General features: G+C 50.0%; 20 protein-coding genes. 9 read left to right on the top strand and 11 right to left on the bottom strand.

Features of this window, described 5'->3' with window-relative positions; translation table 11 throughout:
- The gene (locus ACN4EK_RS14690; RefSeq protein ID WP_431658714.1) at nucleotides 1-762 is read left to right on the top strand and encodes a Mut7-C RNAse domain-containing protein; all 762 of its coding nucleotides are present in this window, start codon (nucleotides 1-3) and stop codon (nucleotides 760-762) included.
- On the opposite strand, the gene ACN4EK_RS14695 is transcribed toward ACN4EK_RS14690, so the two are convergent.
- The gene (locus ACN4EK_RS14695; RefSeq protein WP_431658715.1) at nucleotides 740-3079 is read right to left on the bottom strand and encodes a hypothetical protein; all 2340 of its coding nucleotides are present in this window, start codon (nucleotides 3077-3079) and stop codon (nucleotides 740-742) included. The two genes, ACN4EK_RS14690 and ACN4EK_RS14695, sit on opposite strands and share 23 nt — an antisense overlap.
- A gap of 29 nt (nucleotides 3080-3108) precedes the next feature.
- Nucleotides 3109-3711, bottom strand: coding sequence for a hypothetical protein (locus tag ACN4EK_RS14700; protein WP_431658716.1), 603 nt, complete (start codon nucleotides 3709-3711; stop codon nucleotides 3109-3111).
- Nucleotides 3712-3866: 155 nt separating this feature from the next.
- Here ACN4EK_RS14700 and ACN4EK_RS14705 point away from each other — a divergent pair, with 155 nt between their 5' ends.
- A complete protein-coding gene (locus ACN4EK_RS14705; protein ID WP_431658717.1) occupies nucleotides 3867-4313 on the top strand; it encodes a DUF4112 domain-containing protein in 447 nt (148 codons plus the stop codon).
- A gap of 23 nt (nucleotides 4314-4336) precedes the next feature.
- Here the strand turns inward: ACN4EK_RS14705 and ACN4EK_RS14710 are convergent, their stop codons facing one another.
- A complete protein-coding gene (locus ACN4EK_RS14710) occupies nucleotides 4337-5644 on the bottom strand; it encodes an FAD-dependent oxidoreductase (RefSeq protein WP_431658718.1) in 1308 nt (435 codons plus the stop codon).
- A gap of 207 nt (nucleotides 5645-5851) precedes the next feature.
- Here ACN4EK_RS14710 and ACN4EK_RS14715 point away from each other — a divergent pair, with 207 nt between their 5' ends.
- From ACN4EK_RS14715 to ACN4EK_RS14730, 4 genes are all read left to right on the top strand, one after another.
- On the top strand, nucleotides 5852-6919 hold the full coding sequence (locus ACN4EK_RS14715) for a 3-deoxy-7-phosphoheptulonate synthase (RefSeq protein WP_431658719.1): 1068 nt from the start codon (nucleotides 5852-5854) through the stop codon (nucleotides 6917-6919).
- Between the two features lie 163 nt (nucleotides 6920-7082).
- On the top strand, nucleotides 7083-8120 hold the full coding sequence (gene mnmH / locus ACN4EK_RS14720; protein WP_431658720.1) for a tRNA 2-selenouridine(34) synthase MnmH: 1038 nt from the start codon (nucleotides 7083-7085) through the stop codon (nucleotides 8118-8120).
- 21 nt (nucleotides 8121-8141) lie between these two features.
- Nucleotides 8142-9107, top strand: a complete 966-nt coding sequence (locus ACN4EK_RS14725; protein ID WP_431658721.1) for an RsmB/NOP family class I SAM-dependent RNA methyltransferase — start codon at nucleotides 8142-8144, stop codon at nucleotides 9105-9107.
- 139 nt (nucleotides 9108-9246) lie between these two features.
- Nucleotides 9247-9477 carry a hypothetical protein gene (locus ACN4EK_RS14730; protein WP_431658722.1) on the top strand — a complete coding sequence of 77 codons (231 nt, stop codon included), beginning with the start codon at nucleotides 9247-9249 and terminating at the stop codon, nucleotides 9475-9477.
- A gap of 14 nt (nucleotides 9478-9491) precedes the next feature.
- Here ACN4EK_RS14730 and ACN4EK_RS14735 read toward each other — a convergent pair whose 3' ends face one another.
- The 8 genes from ACN4EK_RS14735 to ACN4EK_RS14770 all read right to left on the bottom strand — a co-directional run bounded on the left by ACN4EK_RS14735 (nucleotide 9492) and on the right by ACN4EK_RS14770 (nucleotide 16539).
- Entirely contained in the window at nucleotides 9492-10487 is a 996-nt protein-coding gene (locus tag ACN4EK_RS14735; protein WP_431658724.1) for an NAD-dependent epimerase, read from the bottom strand.
- Nucleotides 10488-10530: 43 nt separating this feature from the next.
- On the bottom strand, nucleotides 10531-11877 hold the full coding sequence (locus ACN4EK_RS14740; protein WP_431658725.1) for a helix-hairpin-helix domain-containing protein: 1347 nt from the start codon (nucleotides 11875-11877) through the stop codon (nucleotides 10531-10533).
- A gap of 91 nt (nucleotides 11878-11968) precedes the next feature.
- Nucleotides 11969-12577, bottom strand: coding sequence for a salt stress protein, Slr1339 family (locus tag ACN4EK_RS14745; RefSeq protein WP_431658726.1), 609 nt, complete (start codon nucleotides 12575-12577; stop codon nucleotides 11969-11971).
- A gap of 3 nt (nucleotides 12578-12580) precedes the next feature.
- Complete coding sequence (locus tag ACN4EK_RS14750; RefSeq protein ID WP_431658727.1) at nucleotides 12581-13183, bottom strand: vWA domain-containing protein; 603 nt, start codon at nucleotides 13181-13183, stop codon at nucleotides 12581-12583.
- Between the two features lie 164 nt (nucleotides 13184-13347).
- Nucleotides 13348-13950, bottom strand: a complete 603-nt coding sequence (locus tag ACN4EK_RS14755) for a vWA domain-containing protein (RefSeq protein ID WP_431658728.1) — start codon at nucleotides 13948-13950, stop codon at nucleotides 13348-13350.
- Between the two features lie 129 nt (nucleotides 13951-14079).
- Nucleotides 14080-14667, bottom strand: a complete 588-nt coding sequence (locus ACN4EK_RS14760; protein ID WP_431658729.1) for an ExbD/TolR family protein — start codon at nucleotides 14665-14667, stop codon at nucleotides 14080-14082.
- A 13-nt stretch (nucleotides 14668-14680) separates the two neighbouring features.
- On the bottom strand, nucleotides 14681-15409 hold the full coding sequence (locus tag ACN4EK_RS14765) for a MotA/TolQ/ExbB proton channel family protein (protein ID WP_431658731.1): 729 nt from the start codon (nucleotides 15407-15409) through the stop codon (nucleotides 14681-14683).
- An 86-nt stretch (nucleotides 15410-15495) separates the two neighbouring features.
- Nucleotides 15496-16539 (bottom strand): glycerate kinase, encoded by a 1044-nt coding sequence (locus ACN4EK_RS14770; protein ID WP_431658732.1) that lies wholly within the window; start codon nucleotides 16537-16539, stop codon nucleotides 15496-15498.
- A 260-nt stretch (nucleotides 16540-16799) separates the two neighbouring features.
- Between ACN4EK_RS14770 and minC the strand changes: the two genes are divergently transcribed.
- From minC to minE, 3 genes are all read left to right on the top strand, one after another.
- Entirely contained in the window at nucleotides 16800-17633 is an 834-nt protein-coding gene (gene minC, locus ACN4EK_RS14775) for a septum site-determining protein MinC (RefSeq protein WP_431658733.1), read from the top strand.
- A 176-nt stretch (nucleotides 17634-17809) separates the two neighbouring features.
- Nucleotides 17810-18616 (top strand): septum site-determining protein MinD, encoded by an 807-nt coding sequence (gene minD / locus ACN4EK_RS14780; RefSeq protein WP_431658734.1) that lies wholly within the window; start codon nucleotides 17810-17812, stop codon nucleotides 18614-18616.
- 23 nt (nucleotides 18617-18639) lie between these two features.
- A partial coding sequence (minE, locus tag ACN4EK_RS14785; RefSeq protein ID WP_431658735.1) for a cell division topological specificity factor MinE occupies nucleotides 18640-19189 on the top strand: 550 nt, incomplete at its 3' end.

The raw sequence follows: 19189 nt of genomic DNA on the forward strand, positions 1-19189 counted from the left end.
ATGAACCAAGCTTATTTCCGGTTTTATGGCTCCCTAAAAGATTTTCTGTCCCCAGATAGACGACAAACCACTATTGTTTATCAATTCAAAGACGCTGGCTCCATTAAAGACGCGATCGAATCCTTAGGTGTGCCCCACCCAGAAGTGGATTTGATTCTCGTCAATGGCGAATCGATTGATTTTGATTATTTAGTGCAAGCGAACGATCGCATTAGTGTGTATCCCGCCTTTACCGCCTTAGATGTGTCCACGGTGACACGAGTTCGACCCACGTTCTCCCATCCATTGCGGTTTGTGGCGGATGTCCATTTAGGCAAACTGGCTACCTCCCTGCGGTTGTTGGGATTTGATACCTGGTATCACAATCAGGCAGATGATCCCCTCCTCGCTGAGATTTCTAGCCAAGAGGATCGCATCTTGTTAACCCAGGATCGCGGATTACTCAAACGCCGGATTGTCACCCGTGGCTATCTGGTGCGACACCATGAAGTCTATAGTCAGGTGGTTGAGGTACTGCAACGGTTTGAGCTATTTGATGCGATCGCTCCCATGACCCGTTGTTTACGCTGTAGTGGGGAATTAAACCTGGTGGATAAAGCCACGATTCAGTCGCAACTGGAACCTCTGACCCAACAGTATTACGACGAATTTTCCCAATGTCAAACCTGTAGTCAGATCTATTGGCAAGGTACACACTATCAACGATTACAAAACTTTGTTGATCGCGTCCGGCAAGCCGCTAATGCACCAGCATTGGTATAAATTGCGTGACAGCTAGAAATCCGGCGATCGCGGAGGTAATCAACGAAGTTACCGCCGTACCAAATAACCACCAGGTCGCCGTTACCGCCGTTTTCCGGGCTACTGCCATTTGCTGTCGGGCTTGCAGCTTCAGTGCTTCCACTCGTTGCTGTGCCTGCTGTTGCAACTGTTCTACTTGCTGAATTAGTTGCGATCGGGTTTGATCAAACTTTTGGATGACCGGCTGCATCACCGCTTCTGGTAGTTCAGTTCCCAATTGCCGCACTGTATCTACGGCGGTCTCTGGTAAGGTGGCTGCCGCTCTGACAGCCCAGCGTCGCGGTGGTTTGCTAATTGTATAAACAGCCTGCTGAAGTGGACGTATTAAGGCGGTAACACTGGTGGCTGGCAGACTATGCTGCTGTATGAGGTGATGAATCACCTGTTGCCAATCAACCAACGTAATCAAGGAAGAAACCCCTGCCGGAACCGAGAGGGACTGCAAGACCTTCAGAAAATCCTGTTGAATAGCATTCACATCTAATGCCGCTAGTTCACTCTGTTGTAAGGTCTGTTGCAGATAATGGGTGAGAGCCTGAGTCACCTGCTCAGTCAGGTTGGCGATCGACCACTGAGATGATGATTCTGCTGGCTCAAATATAGACTGCCACACCTTTTCTGCTCGATCGCAAACTCGGTGAATTTGCTGTTCTGTCAAATCACCCCGATCGCTGAGCCACTGCTGCATTGCTTCGCGATCGTAGTCCGGTAAATAGGGCTTCAGCAGGTTAGGGTCTACTTTCGCAGTTTTCAGCGATGTTTTTAATTGCCGCTTGATATTACGAGTATTGAGCTTTTCCGAACTGTGCTTGAAGTAATCTGACCAGTCCTGCCAGAGGGTTTCCGCCTGAGCTTGCACCTGGATTTGCAAATCCTGAATTTCGCTGATCAACCGATCGCGGCTAGTTTCCAGTTGGTCGAGTAGGGATGCGACTATGGCTTGATCCAGGTCTTCCCGTTCTAACAAGGGCTGACGTAAACAATCACGATCGAGGGATTGTAATTGCGGTGTCCACTCCCGAATCGTCGTACCAGATTGCTCTAAACTACGCCGGAACTGCTTGTAAATCAGCTTTGGCTTTAGCGCTGTGATCGTGGTTGTTCTAAGATAATCCAGGATCGGCTGATTCATTTGCTGGAAGCGAGCCTGGGCGATCGTGTGAGTGACAGCCGCTAACACTTCTTGCCGGACTGCCTCTAAGCGATCGACGATTTTAGCGATCTTCCGAGCCGATAAATCCTGGCGTTGTTCCAGGATGGTCGTCAACTGATCAGAGGTGAGTTGAGATAATTGTTGGTGGATCAAATGGGGATTCGCATCGACATCATAAATGACGGCTCTAAACTCCGATTTAATTGTTTTACGACTGAGCTGGGTTAAATCTGCATTCAGTAAAAACTCTTCGACATCATCCTGAATAGTGCTGGTTGGTAGCACGAATGCACTAATTTTTTCCCATGTTTCACCAATCTGATCGGGGAAAACCCGCAAATAATCGATCACTCGTTGCACATCCAGATCAGACAAATCAATCCGACTACGCACTGCCTGTAGCAGTGGCTTGACATCGATCGCCCATGATTTAGATGGCTCAGGATTCTGGGGTTGTTCTAAACGCTGTAATCGTCGATCGAGTTCCTCCAATGTTAATTCATTCGCCTGGGCAGATTTGAGGAAATTCAGGATATCCGTATCCAAATTAGATGGCGCTGGTTGAGCCACTTGTCCGGCAGCTAAGGCAGGTTGCAACAACGTCTGTAAACTCTCCAGATTCGCAGCATTCAAAGCCTGTTGCGTCTCTCGAATCATCGCCAGTTCAGCCGTAATTTGTTGCTGTAAGCGTTCCTCGATCGCATCGGGTTGTCGCCCAACCACAAACTGAGTCATCGTCTTGAGCCCCTGCCAGCCTAAGCCAATCACTTCTCCCACCGAACCGAGTAGAAACCCGATCGCAGATACCCCTAACCAACCCAATAACAACAGGTAAGCTGACCAAATCACGACCCCTAATACTGCTCCCAGCCAAGCACTCGTCGCCATACTCAGCTTGACTGCCAAGAAACAGGCGACAAATAACGCTAGATTCACGCTGAGCAACGTAGCACCACCCAGAACCAACCCAATTGGACGACCAGACTCGGTTTTATTCGGATCATCATCCTGATTGGCACGATCGGAGGATGCCGCACTTAATAAAGTGATGCCAGTCGCAATGCCTAGATTCGCCAGCAGCAGTTGCAGGGCAAAGGCGATTAGTAACCCTACAACTAACGTCATAATTAGGGAAGGATGGGAGTCGAGCATGATTAAGACTTCTTATGCTTTTTCTTACCGAGCTTCGCTTTTTTCAAGGCTTTCCTGGCAACGTCGATCGTGTCTACAGACGTTGATTCGACAGCTTCTTTGGTATCAGTGGCACGATCGCTGATGACATCAATCACGTTCGTCATCACTGGTTGTAACTCCTCAACTACTCCTTGAACTGGATTGTGCTGGACTGTCTGTTTCGCCGTATCGATCGTGTTTGCTGTCACTTGTTCTACAGCGTCTTTTGCCTCATCAACGCGATCCGTCATCCCATTAAAGACTTGAGCCACGGCAGGCTGTAACTCTTCAGCTACTTCCTTCACCGCATCCACTGTCCCCTGCACCGAAGGCTTACCATCAGCCAGAGCGTGTTTCACTGTAGCGACCGCCTGTTTGACCGAATCACCCAAGTTATCTAACCTGCCATCAGTTTGAGCAGATTCAGCAATTTTGGCGATCGCCGCCTGAACAATTTCTCCAACTGCCGCTCCCACTAAAGCAGTGCCTAACTGACCCGCTTCAGTTCCCAAAATATTCATCTGACCAGAGTTTTGTTTCTGCTTTTTAGACCGCTTTTTCTTCCCTTTTTTCTTCTTTGCCATAAAAATTGGCTCCTACTCCAAATCTTTGAAAAACCTTTGATTCTGGAGTTTCCTAATATAAAGCTCAGTCACTAGAAAAACGTCTGTATTAGGAAGGAACTTTTTCCTTCCTTCAGGTACAGGATTCCGAATCAGATTTCTGACAATATTCCATTATGAATACTGTTGAACGATTAGCTACTCTCAATCGCATTCGCAGGCTGAGTCGGTTCATGGACGCAGCCATTCGGATTCCGGGTACCAAGTTTCGGATTGGGCTAGACCCGATTATTAGTTTAGTTCCGGGGGCTGGGGATTTAATTAGTGCCGGTTTCTCAACTTACTTAATTTTCTTAGCGGCTCGATTTAAGTTGCCAACCAGCGTTCTAGCCTGGATGATTTTTAATATTGGTTTAGAAGCCGTTGTCGGAACTGTCCCGTTAATTGGCGACCTATTTGATGCCTTTTTTAAGTCTAATATTCGTAACTTAGCCCTTCTAGAACAGCATCTCCAAACCGTAGCGCCAGAACTGGGTAAGGCAGATCCCCTTGATCTCACAAGTGCGAATGTGGTCAATTCAGTTGATCACTCTAAGAAATTAGAAGAGGTCGGGATTCGTTAGACTCGATCGCCAGAATTAACTACCTACGATTGACTAAAGAACTGTTCATTCGATCGCTTGACTCGGGCAATCCAGTCTTTGTAGGAGTTGAGGATTTGTGAGTAGGGAACAGTGCTATCAAACACTAATTCCGCCAGGGGTGGAGGGAAAATTTTCGGAAATAATGGGTGCAACACCTTTGCCAATTGTTCTCGCAAAATAAACTCAATAAATAACCGCGTTGTAGTTGGAAAGGCATAATCACTGATTTCCGTTAAGGCATGGGCATCGGTCAGTCGCCGTTCCGTAAATTGGGCGATCGCCTGTCCCGAATCATCACCATATTCTCGTAGCAAATTATCCAGAATCACCACATCTTCCAACGCCGAATTGCACCCTTGCCCCAACGCTGGGGATACCGCATGAGCCGCATCGCCAATAATTAACACACTGTCACCATAGTGATAACGGTTGCATCGGATGGTTAGAACTCGGGCAACCGGATGTTCCAAAATCATTGCTGCATCATCAACAGACATCATCTGTCCCACTTCGGCAAACCGCTGTTGAAAGAATTCAAGCAAGGCTTCTGGAGTGGTGCGATCGCTCAGGGGATTGCGATGATAGGGAAATAGAATCACTCCACTGAGCGAACTATCTCGTTGAGACAACAACATGACTAATGTGCCATCTGATGTGCGCCAGGTCTGAATTTTGTTTGGTTCCAACTCAATGCCTAATTTAGGATCGGGTGGCGGCAAGACGATCGATTTATAGGCATTTGGGACGTACTTCTGTTCCACTTCAACCTGATGGGCGGCAACCAGTTGTTCTCGTACCGTGGAATTCGCCCCATCTGCCCCAATTAATAAGTCATACTCGACCGTAAAGGTCTCAGGCGACTCGGTATGAACAGTTTGAAAGGTAGCGACTTTAGCGGCTAGATCTAACTCAGTACACTGACAGTTAAACCGGATCGTCAGGCGGGGATCGGGTTGTAATTGCGCTAACTGTTCCAATAACACAATCACTAAACGAGTGCGATCGAGGGTAATTAATGGCTGCTTCCGCTTGGTTTCCCGGCGTTTTCCATTCGTCTGGTGAAACACCGTCCCGACCATTTTCACACTCACTGCATCAATCTCTGCTGCCACACTGGGGATTGGCTTTAAGGCATCCATCCCGCGATCGTTGAGCGAGATCGGAAAGGTTCTTGCCGTAGAAAAGTCTGTCTGCCGGGGATCAGGGCGACGATCGTATAACGCCACCTGATATTGTTCTCCCTGCCGCAGCAGGTAATGTGCCAGTAATACACCACTGGGACCCGCACCGACAATGACCACTCGCTTCATTAGGGTGTTCCTGCTGCTAGAGTCCGACGCGATCGATTCTAGAATACTGCCATCAGCGATAAAAGATCGGTGGCATTAGCCGACCAGCATGGGTAAATAGTGATAGAGGAATGCGAACAAAATCGCTTCCAGCTAAAATTGCAAGGGGCAGACTTTTTGCCATTTACTGTGGGAACGTCACCTGTCCAGTCCTCCATCTGAAACCGTATGCACAAGACCTCTGATCTCCATGTTGTTGAAACCCGCCCCTTACTGAGTCCGGCGTTTATTCACAGTGAGCTACCCATGACCGATGCCGCCTCGGATCTGGTCGCTGCCACCCGCGATCGCATCCGCCAAATTCTGCAAGGGCAAGATCGTCGAGTGTTAGTGATTGTTGGACCTTGTTCCATTCATGATGTGGGGGCAGCGCATGAGTATGGAGAGAAACTAGCGCGGTTACGCTCCGAACTGGCAGATCAGCTTGAGATCGTCATGCGGGTTTATTTTGAGAAACCTCGAACCACCACGGGCTGGAAAGGATTAATCAATGATCCCCACTTAGATGGCAGCTACGACATTAATACGGGACTGCGCCGCGCCCGTGAATTGCTGCTGGATCTGGCTCACATGGGATTACCTGCCGCCACGGAATTGCTTGACCCCATTATTCCTCAGTACATCGCTGACGTAGTATCGTGGACGGCGATCGGGGCACGCACCACCGAAAGCCAAACTCACCGCGAAATGGCATCCGGGTTATCCATGCCGGTTGGCTTCAAAAATGGCACCGATGGCAGCTTTGGCATTGCGATTAATGCCATGTTGTCCGCCAGCCATCCTCACCGCTTTTTAGGGATTAATGCCCACGGGCTTGCCAGTATTGTCACTACGACCGGAAATCCAGATGGTCATTTAGTTCTGCGGGGAGGCAAACAGGGAGCGAATTTCACAGCCGCCTATATTGAAAAAGCGGTCGTTGAACTGAATCAACATGAATTAAATTCTCGCGTCATGGTCGATTGCAGCCACGACAACTCTGGTAAGGACTATCGCCAACAACCTGTGGTTTTGCAAAATATTGCCAAACAGATTGCGGAAGGTTCACCCCATATTATGGGCGTGATGATTGAAAGTCATTTGGTCGCTGGCAATCAACGCATTCCCAAGGATCTGAGCCAACTGACCTACGGACAAAGCATTACCGATGGTTGTGTGGATTTTGCGACCACCACGGACATGTTACACACCCTGGCGGCAGCAGTCAGTAGCGATCGCTTACAACTGATCCCCTAATTCTCCGCCGTCATTACCGCCATGTTGTCCCCAATTGTTCAAGAGATTCGTAGATCTGAAATTGGGGACAGATCCCCTTGTTGGTAGCAGCATTTGATCACACTCAAAGTCGTGAGCCTGAGTCTATTAGATCCTAGTCAACCAGGCTCGCAAGTAGGAACGCATGTCCGTCAGTCTAGCCACATCTGATTTTTTGCAGACCTCAGGATTAATCTTGGATGTCCGCAGTCCCGCCGAGTATCAGCAAGGTCATATCCCTGGAGCCACCAGTTTTCCCTTATTTGACAATGACGAGCGGGCAAAGGTAGGCACCTGTTATAAGCAGCAGGGGCGGGAAGCCGCGATCGAACTGGGTCTAGATCTGGTTGGCCCGAAGCTGGCAACCTTTGTGCGACAAGCCAAACACCTGGCTCCCGATCGCCAATTGCGAATTCACTGCTGGCGCGGTGGGATGCGGAGTGGCAGCATGGCATGGTTACTGGAAACGGCAGGGTTTCAGGTGACACTGCTCGATCGGGGCTACAAAGGCTTTCGGCAATGGGTGCGCGATACCCTGGCAATCCCTCGTCCAATCTGGACGCTTGGCGGCATGACTGGAACGGGCAAAACCGAAATTCTGGCAGTTCTAGCCGCTCAGGGTGAGCAAATTCTCGATCTGGAAGCGCTGGCAAACCATCGGGGTAGTAGTTACGGGGCATTAGGTCTGCCGCCCCAACCCTCTACCGAACATTTTGAAAATTTGCTCGCGATCGCCTGGGCAAACTTTGATCCCGCTCGTCCAATTTGGATCGAAGCTGAAGGTCGGATGGTAGGAACCTGCCGGATTCCCAACGAACTGTTTCACCAGATGCTTGCTGCCCCGATTTTTCAGATTGAGCGATCGCGCTCTGAACGGATTAAATTATTGCTGAACGGATACGGGGCATCTGATCCCGATCAATTAATTCTGGCAACGGAACGCTTAAACAAACGATTAGGGCACGAACGCACTCAACAAGCGGTTGCCGCGATTCGTCAGGGCGATTTAGCCGCCGCGATCGCGATCGTTTTGGATTATTACGACAAGACTTATTTATATGATCTAAACCGTCGCCAGGTCGCGATCGCATCGATTAATGTAGCTGGGCTAACCGCTATGGCTAGCGCTCAAATGTTGATTGAACATGCCAAACAGCGAACCCAAAATCCCTTAACGGCTTAATTGATAATTTGTTTTCTAGTTATGGAACAACCCTCTCGGTTATTAACGAAACTAGGTCAACGACTATTTACCAACTCGGTAGACTGTGATCAATTCATTCATAGTTTGGTTGCTCCAAAACCGTTTAATCCCTGTATTTTATGGTGTCAGGAGAAGCCAGAAACCCCACCATTTCAGCTAGAGTCTCCCCTATCCTGGCAACCTGAGTTTATCGATCGTCTGACCCTCGGACAAAAGCCAGGACAACATCCTTTACATGACCAGGGAGCCTTTTATTGTCTGGATTTCTCCTCTGTATTTGCGGTTTCCGTCCTGTTAGCCATTTCTCAGTTGCAACGGACGGCGATCGTCGATATGTGTGCCTCTCCGGGTGGGAAAAGTATTTTTGCCTGGACGGCTCTGCAACCCCAGCTATTGATTAGTAATGAAGTGATTGGGAAGCGATCGGCGGCATTAATCAGTAATCTCAAACGCTGTCGGATTCAGCCTACTTTAGTGACTCGCTGTGATTCTAAAATCCTGGCAGCCGAAATTCCCCAAACGGCATCCCTTGTCTTAGTCGATGCCCCCTGTACTGGACAATCGTTAATCGCCAAAGGGGGAAAAGCGCCCGGTTGCTTTCATCCGGTCACGATTAACAACAATGCCAATCGGCAGAAACGCATTCTCGCCAACTCTGCCCAGGTAGTCGCGCCCCAGGGCTACTTAGCCTATATGACCTGCGCCTACTCGCCCGAGGAAAATGAACAGGTTGCAGAGTGGTTTCTGGAACGATTTCCCCAATTCCAGGCGGTAACAGTCCCCCATTTAACCGATTATCAATCCCAGCTCACTACCCTGCCTTGCTACCGCATGTTTCCCCAGCAAGGATTGGGAGCCGGAGCATTCACCATGTTGTTGCAGAACACAACGATCGGGCAGCCCCAGGCACTACCGGACAGCTTCCTCACTCACCCGGGAACCAGCTTAATCAATTCTTCTAATTAAACCCACAATCTCTATCGACAAACAGTTGTTTTCCGGCAACAAATCCGCAAATTTGTGGCATACTCAACGTATCGGAATTTAATCCGGTAAGTCGGTAGGGTTTAAGTAGATTACTTAGCTAGAGTCTAGGAGTTTTGCCGTGTTTACCCCTTCTCAGTTCTCCAATGCCGTGATTCCTGCGGCTCCATCGATCGCTGATCAGCCGTCTTGGTCACTCCAGCGTCGCCGATCCACCGTTGTACGACCACTTATGCCCAAGTCCATTGCCAACGATGCTTTGCCCACTCAGGATTTCCAGCATTTCCGGCAACCGGAATTAGCCCGGTTTTATGCCATCGTTCTCAGCCAGGGTGGACGCATTGGTTGCTAAATTGAGCGATCGCCTCAAATTGTCACCTGATAATACTGGCAATACCAATCGACAAAGCGTTGAATGCCGACTTCGATCGGGGTACTGGGTTTAAAGCCCACTTCCCGCATCAAATCATCCACATCGGCGTAGGTAGCTGGCACATCTCCCGGTTGCATCGGCAGTAAGCGCTTCTCGGCCGTCTTGCCTAAGATCTGTTCGATCACGGTGATGAACTCCATCAATTCCACCGGACTGTGGTTGCCAATGTTATACAGCTTGTAGGGAGCCGCCGTTGGCAGATCCGGACTGGAGTTGGCAGCAGGCACATGGGATAACACCCGCACAATCCCTTCAATCACATCATCCACATAGGTAAAGTCCCGTTTCATTTTGCCGTAGTTATAAATGTCGATCGGCTTACCTTCGACGATCGCCTTAACAAACTTGAAATACGCCATATCCGGTCGTCCCCAGGGCCCATAGACCGTAAAAAAACGTAATCCAGTGGTCGGCAACTGGTAGAGATGACTGTAGGTATGCGCCATCAATTCATTGGCTTTCTTGGTAGCCGCATATAGCGAAATCGGGTGATCGACCTGATCACTGACGGCAAATGGGACTTTGGGATTTGCCCCATAAATGGAGCTAGAAGACGCAAACACCAGATGTTTTACCTGGGTCTGACGACATCCTTCCAGCACATTGATAAAACCAGCAATGTTGCTATCCACATACGCCCAGGGATTTTCTAGCGAATACCGCACACCTGCCTGTGCCGCTAGATTCACGACATAATCAAAGGCATGGGTTTGAAATAGTTGGGCAATACCCGCGCGATCGCTTAAATCTAACGCTTGAAAGGTAAATTCAGCCTGTGGTTGCAGTTGGGCTAACCGGGCTTGCTTCAAGCTGACCTCGTAATACGGATTTAAATTATCAATGCCGTAAACCTGAAAGCCATCTCGTAACAGGCGGTTCGCCAGGTGAAACCCAATGAAACCAGCCACCCCAGTCACCAAAATTTTCATGCGCTCGTTGAATGCTGTCGATCTATACCTGATCCATCTAAGCTTAATTTGTCCCCACTAAAGAGGAAACTCGGGCTTGAAAGCCAGCTTTTAACAACGCATTGGCGGCAGCCTGGTCATCCTGTACCCGAAACTGCGCCCCAAACCGGACGAAATGGCGTTTTTCGTGGGCACTGACGATCGCCACCACTGGCACTTTCGCTTTGTCCCTCTCCCCCTGTTGACTGAGTAATACTTCCTTCAAGTGCTGCCGTTTCTGGATATCGCCAGCAACTTTGGGTTCCAGTTCCACCATCACCATGCGAATTTCTTCGATCGGTTCGGCATCATCAATAATGAATTGCACCTGATCATCCCGCCGATCGACCTTGCCCCACAGCATCAACCGGGCATCGGCTTGCAGGGTATCCTTAACCCGTTCGTAGCTTTTGGGAAACACGATCGCTTCTACAGAACCTGTCAAATCTTCGATCTGCACGATCGCCATGCGATCGCCTTTTTTGGTGGTGACGGGTTTGAGGCTGGTGACAAGCACGATCGCACTAATCGTCGCATCTTCACTGTACTGCTCTAGATCACCGAGATTGATTGGAGCCAGAATGCGTGCCGATTCTCGTAACGGTTTGAGGGGATGGTCGGAAATATAAAAGCCCAACATCTCCTTTTCCAACCGCAGCTTTTCTTGCTGGGGGAAGTCAGGCACAGGGGGGGCTTTAGGCGCAGACTCAAAGCTGGGAGTTGCTGTGCTTGCCGTCGGATCCATGAATAAATCGAACAAATTCCCCTGCCCTGTTGCCCGATCTTTAGCCCGAGATTGTGCCCAATCCAACACTAATTCCAGATCGTGAATCAATTGGTTGCGGTTGGGTTCTAATTGATCAAACGCTCCACAGTGAATCAACGCTTCCAAGGCTCGCCGGTTGACGGTACGCGAGTCCACCCGATCGCATAAATCCGCCAACGACTTAAATGATCCCGCCGCCTCCCGTGTAGCTAGAATCGCCTCGATCGCCCCCATGCCCACATTCCGCACAGCGGACAAGCCAAACAAAATGCTATTGCCCATCGAGGTGAAGTCAATCCGCGATCGGTTAATGTCCGGCGGTTCCACTTCAATGCCCATTGCCAGACAGGTACTAATGTAGCGTTGCACCTTATCCTGATCGCCACTATTGGCAGTTAGCAGCGCTGCCATGTATTCGACGGGATAGTTCGCCTTCAGGTAGGCGGTCTGATAGGTAACATACCCGTAGGCGGTCGAGTGGGATTTATTAAAACAATTAGAGGCAATTAATCCATTTGCCAGTAGGAAGTTGTGGTCATCTGAGGCAACACCGATGTCGTAAACCGGCTGCATACCTAGAGAAGTGCGGTGAATGATCTTAACCATAGGGATAGACAGGACAGATAACTATATATAGTAGATAGTCAGGCAAAACCTGCCCTTACAGTCTACATATAGTTGGTAAAAAGCGATCGCCTTAACTCTGACGATAAACTGCATCCAGATAATCGATCGCGGCTTCCAGTTTAGAGGGATACCGTTGGGAAAACTCCTCAAACCACAACCACTCATCGGAATTGGGAGCCAGTTGTGCTAACCACTGCTTGGCTTGCTCCGCCAATGCCGCCCGCCGTTGCCGAGTTAACTGTTCCTGCTGCCGTTGAGCTTCCCGTTGTTGCTGCTGCCGTTGCTGCGCCTCAAGTCGATCGCGTTCGGCATAGTCCGCTTTTAGTTGAGCTAACAACGGATCGGTAGACGATCGCTCGATCGGTTCTAGAGGAAGCGGTTTTGGTTGCAGAGGTGGGGCAGGCTGCGATCGGGCAATGTGGGCAGGCGGTTGGGTGGGGGAAGGCAACGGCGGCAGAGCGGATGGGGAAGATGAGGCAGGGCGGGAAGATGGGGAGCGAGGGGTTGAATCGGTATGATGATTAGACTTCGGTTCCAGTTGGGCTAACAGATCATCGACCGACCCCGAAGCCGCCGGAGGAGAATTACCGGGGGGAACCACAGCCGGTGGTGGTGAGGATGGTATCGCCTGGGGTGGTTTGCCTTCCAAATCAGACAAGAGTCGATCGAGCGGATCCATAGCTTAATCACTGATGGCATTGAGCAGCACTTCGCTCAAGCTCAGGTCTCCCATATCTTCAATTGTAATCGTGTCGCAGATATCAAACTGGGCACCCACTCCTTGCAACTGGTCATCCAACGCTTTAAGGAATTTGGTAGCGCTGGCATCATTACCGACCTGGATAAAGGAAATTGCCAGTTCCTCATCCCGTTCCATCCGACGAGTGGCATCAATAATCACTTCCATCACGGCTTTGCGATCGTCGGGTTCGCCATCTGTAATCACCAGAATCGTTTCCCCTTCTGGTTTAGTTTGTCCCGCCGCTTTACGTTGAAAGTATTGGGTTACAGCATCTTGCAACACCCCTGCCAGATTAGTCGTACCAGATGGATCATTTTCCATAAACACCTGTTCGACCTTACTGGCAGTAACGTTGTCGTAGCGCTTAAACCGTCCCGAAAACACATACACCGTAATCCCATCGGGATCAAATTGTTCACATTTACGAGCTACTGCCAACGTCGATTCCTGGGCGGTAAACCAGCGGCTCTTATTCCCAGGCTGATCCGGCGTAGACATGCTACCGCTCTTATCAATGATTAAGGTGTAGTCCCGGTTTTGCATGACGAAAAACTCTCTTAGTTAGTTAAATTTACGGTTAGAGGAAGAGTTGGGAGGGTGAGGAGCATGGGGAAGGTGAGGAGGATGAGGAAGTAAAGAGAGTGAAGAAGTGAGGAAATGAGGAAGTAAAGAGGTCAGGTAAGCAGAAGATCTCCCCATCTCCCCACCTAATCTGCGATCGCATTCAGCAACACATCCGTCAGACTCATATCTTCCATGTCTTGAATTGTCACCGTGTCACAAATGTCAAACTTGGCTCCTACGCCTTCCAGTTGGTCATCCAGGGCAGTTAAGAACTTCGTCGCCGCCGCATCATTACCCACCTGGATGAAGGAAATCGCTAGTTCTTCATCTCGCTCCATCTGGCGAGTCGCGGCAATAATCACTTCCATCACAGCTCGACGATCGTCGGGTTCGCCATCGGTAATCACTAGAATCGTTTCACCCGCAGGCTTAGTCTTACCTGCCGCCTTCCGTTGGAAATAATGGTTGATGGCATCCTGCAAGACACTAGCCAAATTGGTGGTGCCATTGGGATCGTTTTCCATAAAGATTTGTTCAACTTTGCTAGAGGTCACATCGTCGTAGCGCTTGAAGCGACCTGCAAACACATATACGGTAATGCCATCGGGATCAAATTGTTCACATTTTCGGGCAAGTGCCAACGTTGATTCCTGGGCAGCGATCCAACGAGTTCTGCCTCCAGCTTGATCGGGAGTAGACATACTGCCACTACGATCGATAATCAAGGTATAGTCTCGGTCTTTCACGGAGAAAGCTCCTATAAGCCACTGTATAATTGCCTCCAACGTAAACGAAAACCAGCGTTTGCGTCCGACAATTGGAGGCTATCGTTACATACAGTTACGGCGATCGCGTTTTCTGAAACTGAGTTTGAATTACGGCTCAGAATCAGCCGGAGCCGTTGGCACAGCCGGACTACTGCCCCCAGCATCCGGATTAGTCGGTAGAGGAAATTGATAGGGTTGCTCCGGATTGAGGGGGGAGGTCGAAGTCCCATTTCCAAACGGATTTAAGGGATTGAAGATCGAGCTACCTGGGGTTGGGGAGGGAGTCACCGTCGATGATGTAGTGGTTGCCAGAGCCACCCGATCGCCGCCCACCGATCGCAGCGTATCTAACACCTGCACCACATCATTGTAAAACGCCATTTGCGACGCATTCAGCACCAGAATACCCTCCGGGTTCTCCTGCAAATAGGTCTGTACAACTTGAGCCAGTTGACCGCGATCGATCGGTTGTTTATCAATAAACGTGCGTCCTGCCTGGTCGATCGTTACCAGTAAGGTGTTGCGGGTCTGGGTCGTGCCGGTACTGGCTTTGGGCAGATCAACCTGGATCGCAGGCTGTCGCGTCAACTGCAACGCCGCCAAAATGAAGAAGGTGAGGATACAGAAGATGATATCGATCAACGGCACAATTTGAATTTGCACATCCTCTGCCGGAGTATCAAGATGAATTTTCATGACAAAAGCCGTCCTACTCCTCAGGTTTGTCAACGAAACTGTCCGATCGCAGGTCTGGCGGTTCTAAATAATCCGATTCTGGCTTCGGCAACTGATGATCCTGATCAAGCAGTTGGCGTTCATGCAGCCAATGTTGGCGATACAGCAGTTCTAGATCGTTACCCGCTTTGCGGAAAATCTTGATCTGGTTAAACAAAAAGGCTTGAAACAAGCGGTAAAAGGCAAGGGTGAAAATTGCCACAATGAGCCCAGTTGCCGTACTAATCAGCGCTTCACCAATCCCAGTTGTCACCCCCCGAGTCGATTCGGTAGCAATTCTGCCAATATCGATCGATCCCAGCGAAATAATTAACCCAATTACGGTTCCCAACAAGCCCAACAAGGGAGCCAGGGCAATCACCGCTTCCAGAATCTTGTCTCCCCGTCGCATGGCAGCTAACTCGTCATCGGCTCTAGCTTCCAGGGCTAACCGAAATAATTCCGGATCAGAGTTCTTCAGTTGCAAAGGACTATATAACATGCGTCCGATCGGTTGATCATAGGCGCGTCTCGCAACTTCCGCTGCCGCCTGCCAATCATGCCGAGCCGTATCCAGCACCCGATTTACAGTTTCTCGTTCTTTGTTAAACACGCCAAACCAGAACCATAAACGCTCAAAGATAATTGAGAGCGACAGTAGGGATAGGAGCAACAACGGAATAATCGTTACTCCACCTCTGACTAAGAGTTCCACGACGTTCACAGTCTGTTTACCCCCCGTAGACATTCGGTACACCTTAACATCAGCGATCGCCGATCAAGGCATTTCAATTTTAGTGACTTCAGGTGTCATTCAACTTTTCTTCCATACACGGCGCTGGGAGAATGATCCGGTTGAACCTCAATCACCAGGTCAGCCTGCTGGAGTAAAGGCGGGATAAATAATTCTGGATGGAGCGCTCGCCAGAAGTAATCGACAAACGCGTCAATTTCCGCCTCAGTCATGCCGGATCTGCCACTGGCAATCATCTGTTGTTCTGCCTGCTGTCGCCATTGTTTACTCAGTCGATAATCGATCGGCAACAGTACCATGAAGCGGTCTAACCGTTCCCACAGAGGTAAGTAGGCATGTAGGTTGATATTCATATCACGGGCAAAGGCGCGATCGTCCTCCGTCATAATCGGCGGTGGCGCTGTCTCAAATAACTCTGGAGCGATCGGTCGCACTCTCACAAACCACCCTTCAAACAAAATGATATCTACATCCCTCACGGCTTCTGGCGCGATGCGATCGCCTGCCCCTTGATGCAGCGATTTATCAAATCGGGGAATTAAGATTGGTTGTCCAGGTACAGGTTGACGAAGTTGATCTAAGACCTGTATCCCCAACTCAACATCATGGGTTCCCGGTGGGCCCCGCCAAATTAATCGTGGCTCTTGGAGTTGCAGTTGTTGGCGATCGCGATAGGTTTTGTATAGATCATCCAGCGACAAACTCAGGGTGGTATAGCCCAACTGTTGCAAGATTAAGGTCAACACCGCTCCCAAAGTCGTCTTCCCGGTTCCCTGCCCCCCTAAAATTCCCTGCACTAAGGGACGCTGTACCCGTTGCCGTTGCGTTGCCAGATCCAATCCCAGGGGTAGCCATAGGTTCCAGAGCGTATCCAGGTAATCCTCCGGCTGACCGCCTAACCGCCGACTGAATTCGCTAAAGGCTGGGTAAACCGCTTGCAGCAACTCTGCCCGTTGCCGTACCTGCTCTATCACATTCTCCGCATGGATCCCCAAGGCGCTGGCACGATCGCGATCGCTCAACACTTGGGCGGCTAGTTGTTGCCAGATCGCATCAGGGATGGGTTGGTTTTGGAGGAGAGGGTAGAGGAGGGAGGACACGGGAGATGGGGAGATGGGGAGATGGGGAGATGGGGAGGTGAGGAGAATAATAAGGCTAGTTTGGGGTGTTTGGGCGATCGTTGAGTTCTGACGATCACGGTTATAATCGCCAGATACTTACAGTTATCCTAGATGCAGGCAATCACTGGTGGTGTTGATGTCGATAGTTCACGGTAGTCTATTTGTATTAGTCTTCACTCCACAAATTGCCCTGGCTAGCATAAAATCACAAGGAAGATAGTTCCTGAAACATTTGGCTTATGACTTCTGATGCTGCTTCGTCCTCTGTACCTCTGGCTCCAGTAGACAATATGCCGGACGGGGAACCTGATCCATCGCGTGACCACCACCGCGACCAGCAGGTACGCCTCAAGAGCGAAGGCGGCAAGTTGCTGCTGATGTTGCCACCCGCCGGAGACGCGGAGGTCGAAAATCCAGCAACCGCCCTGAGTTGGACAGATATTTGGCAACAGATTCGGCAACGTTTGGATGCGGGAGAACGCTTCTGGCAACCCGATACCGTTGTGTATTTACATGCTAGAGATCGACTGTTGGACGGCAGGCAGTTGCAAGCGATCGCCGATGCCCTGAGTGAAGCCCAACTCCGCCTGAAGCGGGTGTATACCAGTCGTCGTCAAACAGCCGTTGCAGCCGCTACAGCCGGGTATTCCGTGGAACAACAGTCCCAAGTCGCCCAGTTAAACCAAGCTCCACCCGAAGCCACCCAGGCATTAGCCGAACCGTTATATCTACAAACCACGCTGCGATCGGGCGGCGATATTCACCACAATGGCACTGTGATCATTCTGGGTGACTTGAATCCCGGGAGTTCGATCGTGGCAGATGGCGATATTCTGATTTGGGGTCGTCTACGCGGTATTGCCCATGCTGGAGCCAAAGGAAATGCTCGCTGTTTAATCATGGCATTGCAAATGGAACCGACCCAGATCCGCATTGCCGATTTTGTGGCAAGAGCACCGGAAACTCCCCCCGCACAATATTTCCCGGAAGTCGCCTATGTCACCGCACAAGGCAATATTCGGATTGCCAGAGCGATCGACTTCTATCGATCGCAACTTGCCAGCCGAGGCTAACAAAGAGACTCAGACTTATATTTAATAAACTCTGATAGGTTTTTAATCTTTGTTCCTTGATCCATATTCTTTCCTGTCTCAACTGAAAGGATATGGAGTATAAGAATTAGAATTAGGCACAGGGAACGCTCATTCCAAGAGTCGGTCAGTCGTTTAGTGATCCATCTCCTGACTTCATGAATCGCATTATTGTTATTACATCTGGAAAAGGAGGGGTGGGCAAAACCACCACTACAGCTAATTTGGGCATGGCTTTAGCGCGTCGCGGTCGTAAAGTCGTGGTCATTGATGCCGATTTTGGTCTCCGGAATCTGGATTTGTTGCTGGGTCTGGAAAACCGAGTGGTGTATACGGCGGTCGATGTCCTGGCAGGGCAATGTCGTTTGGAACAAGCCCTGGTCAAAGATAAACGCCATGCCAATTTAGCACTGCTCCCGGCGGCTCAAAATCGGACAAAAGATGCGGTGAAACCGGATCAGATGAAAAAGCTGGTGACCGTGTTAGCCCGAGCCTATAATTATGTGCTGGTAGACTGTCCGGCAGGCATTGAGATGGGCTTCCAAAATGCCATTTCTGCCGCTCAGGAAGCGCTGATTGTGACGACACCCGAAATTGCGGCGGTTCGAGATGCCGATCGCGTGATTGGGTTACTGGAAGCCAACAATATTAAAAAAATTAACCTGATTGTCAATCGCTTGCGTCCGGCAATGGTGCAGGCAAACGACATGATGTCGGTGGAAGATGTGCAGGAGATTCTGGCAATTCCATTAATTGGCATTGTGCCGGATGATGAGCGGGTGATCGTGTCTACAAACCGTGGCGAACCCCTGGTGTTATCCGAAGAGCCTTCAATGGCGGGAATGGCGTTCGATCATATTGCCCGCAGACTGGAAGGCGAAACGATCGAGTTCCCTGATTTATCTGCGAATAATGAAGGCTTCTTTAGCCGTCTACGCAAAATGTTTTCTACTAAGATTTTCTAGCCTCCTTCATTCCCCCATGCTCCATGTTGATTGAACTTCTAGAACGTTTATTTTTCCGATCGAGCGATACTAGCCGCCAACAAGTGAAGAATCGTCTGAAGATCGTCCTGGCGCACGATCGGGCTGACCTGACGGCTTCTCTGGTGGAATCGATGCGAAAAGAGATTCTAGAAGTGGTGTCTCGCTACGTGGAGCTAGATGACGATGGCATGGAGTTCTCCCTCGAAAGTTCCCAACGGGCTACGGCGCTGATTGCCAACCTGCCCATTCGTCGGGTATTAACCCCAGAAGAAATTTTACCGGCAGAGCCAGCGGATGACACCCTGGCAGATGTTGTCGTCCTGGATCTTTCTCTGGATGAGATCGACTCGGAGATTCCAGCCGCCACGACTGACGTTACAGAAGCGGCTGCGATCGACCCACCTCCCGAAACTTTAAACCATTTCCCTACCCCTGAATCTCCGACTCCAGGGTTGAATGATGCCGTGGCTCTAGAGCCTGACTCCCACCCAACGTCTTCCTCACCTCCCCCCTCGGTTGATGCCTCCACCAACCTGTCTCTTATACACATCT

Source organism: Pantanalinema rosaneae CENA516, from assembly GCF_050753385.1.
GTDB classification, from domain to species: Bacteria; Cyanobacteriota; Cyanobacteriia; order Leptolyngbyales; family Leptolyngbyaceae; genus Pantanalinema; species Pantanalinema rosaneae.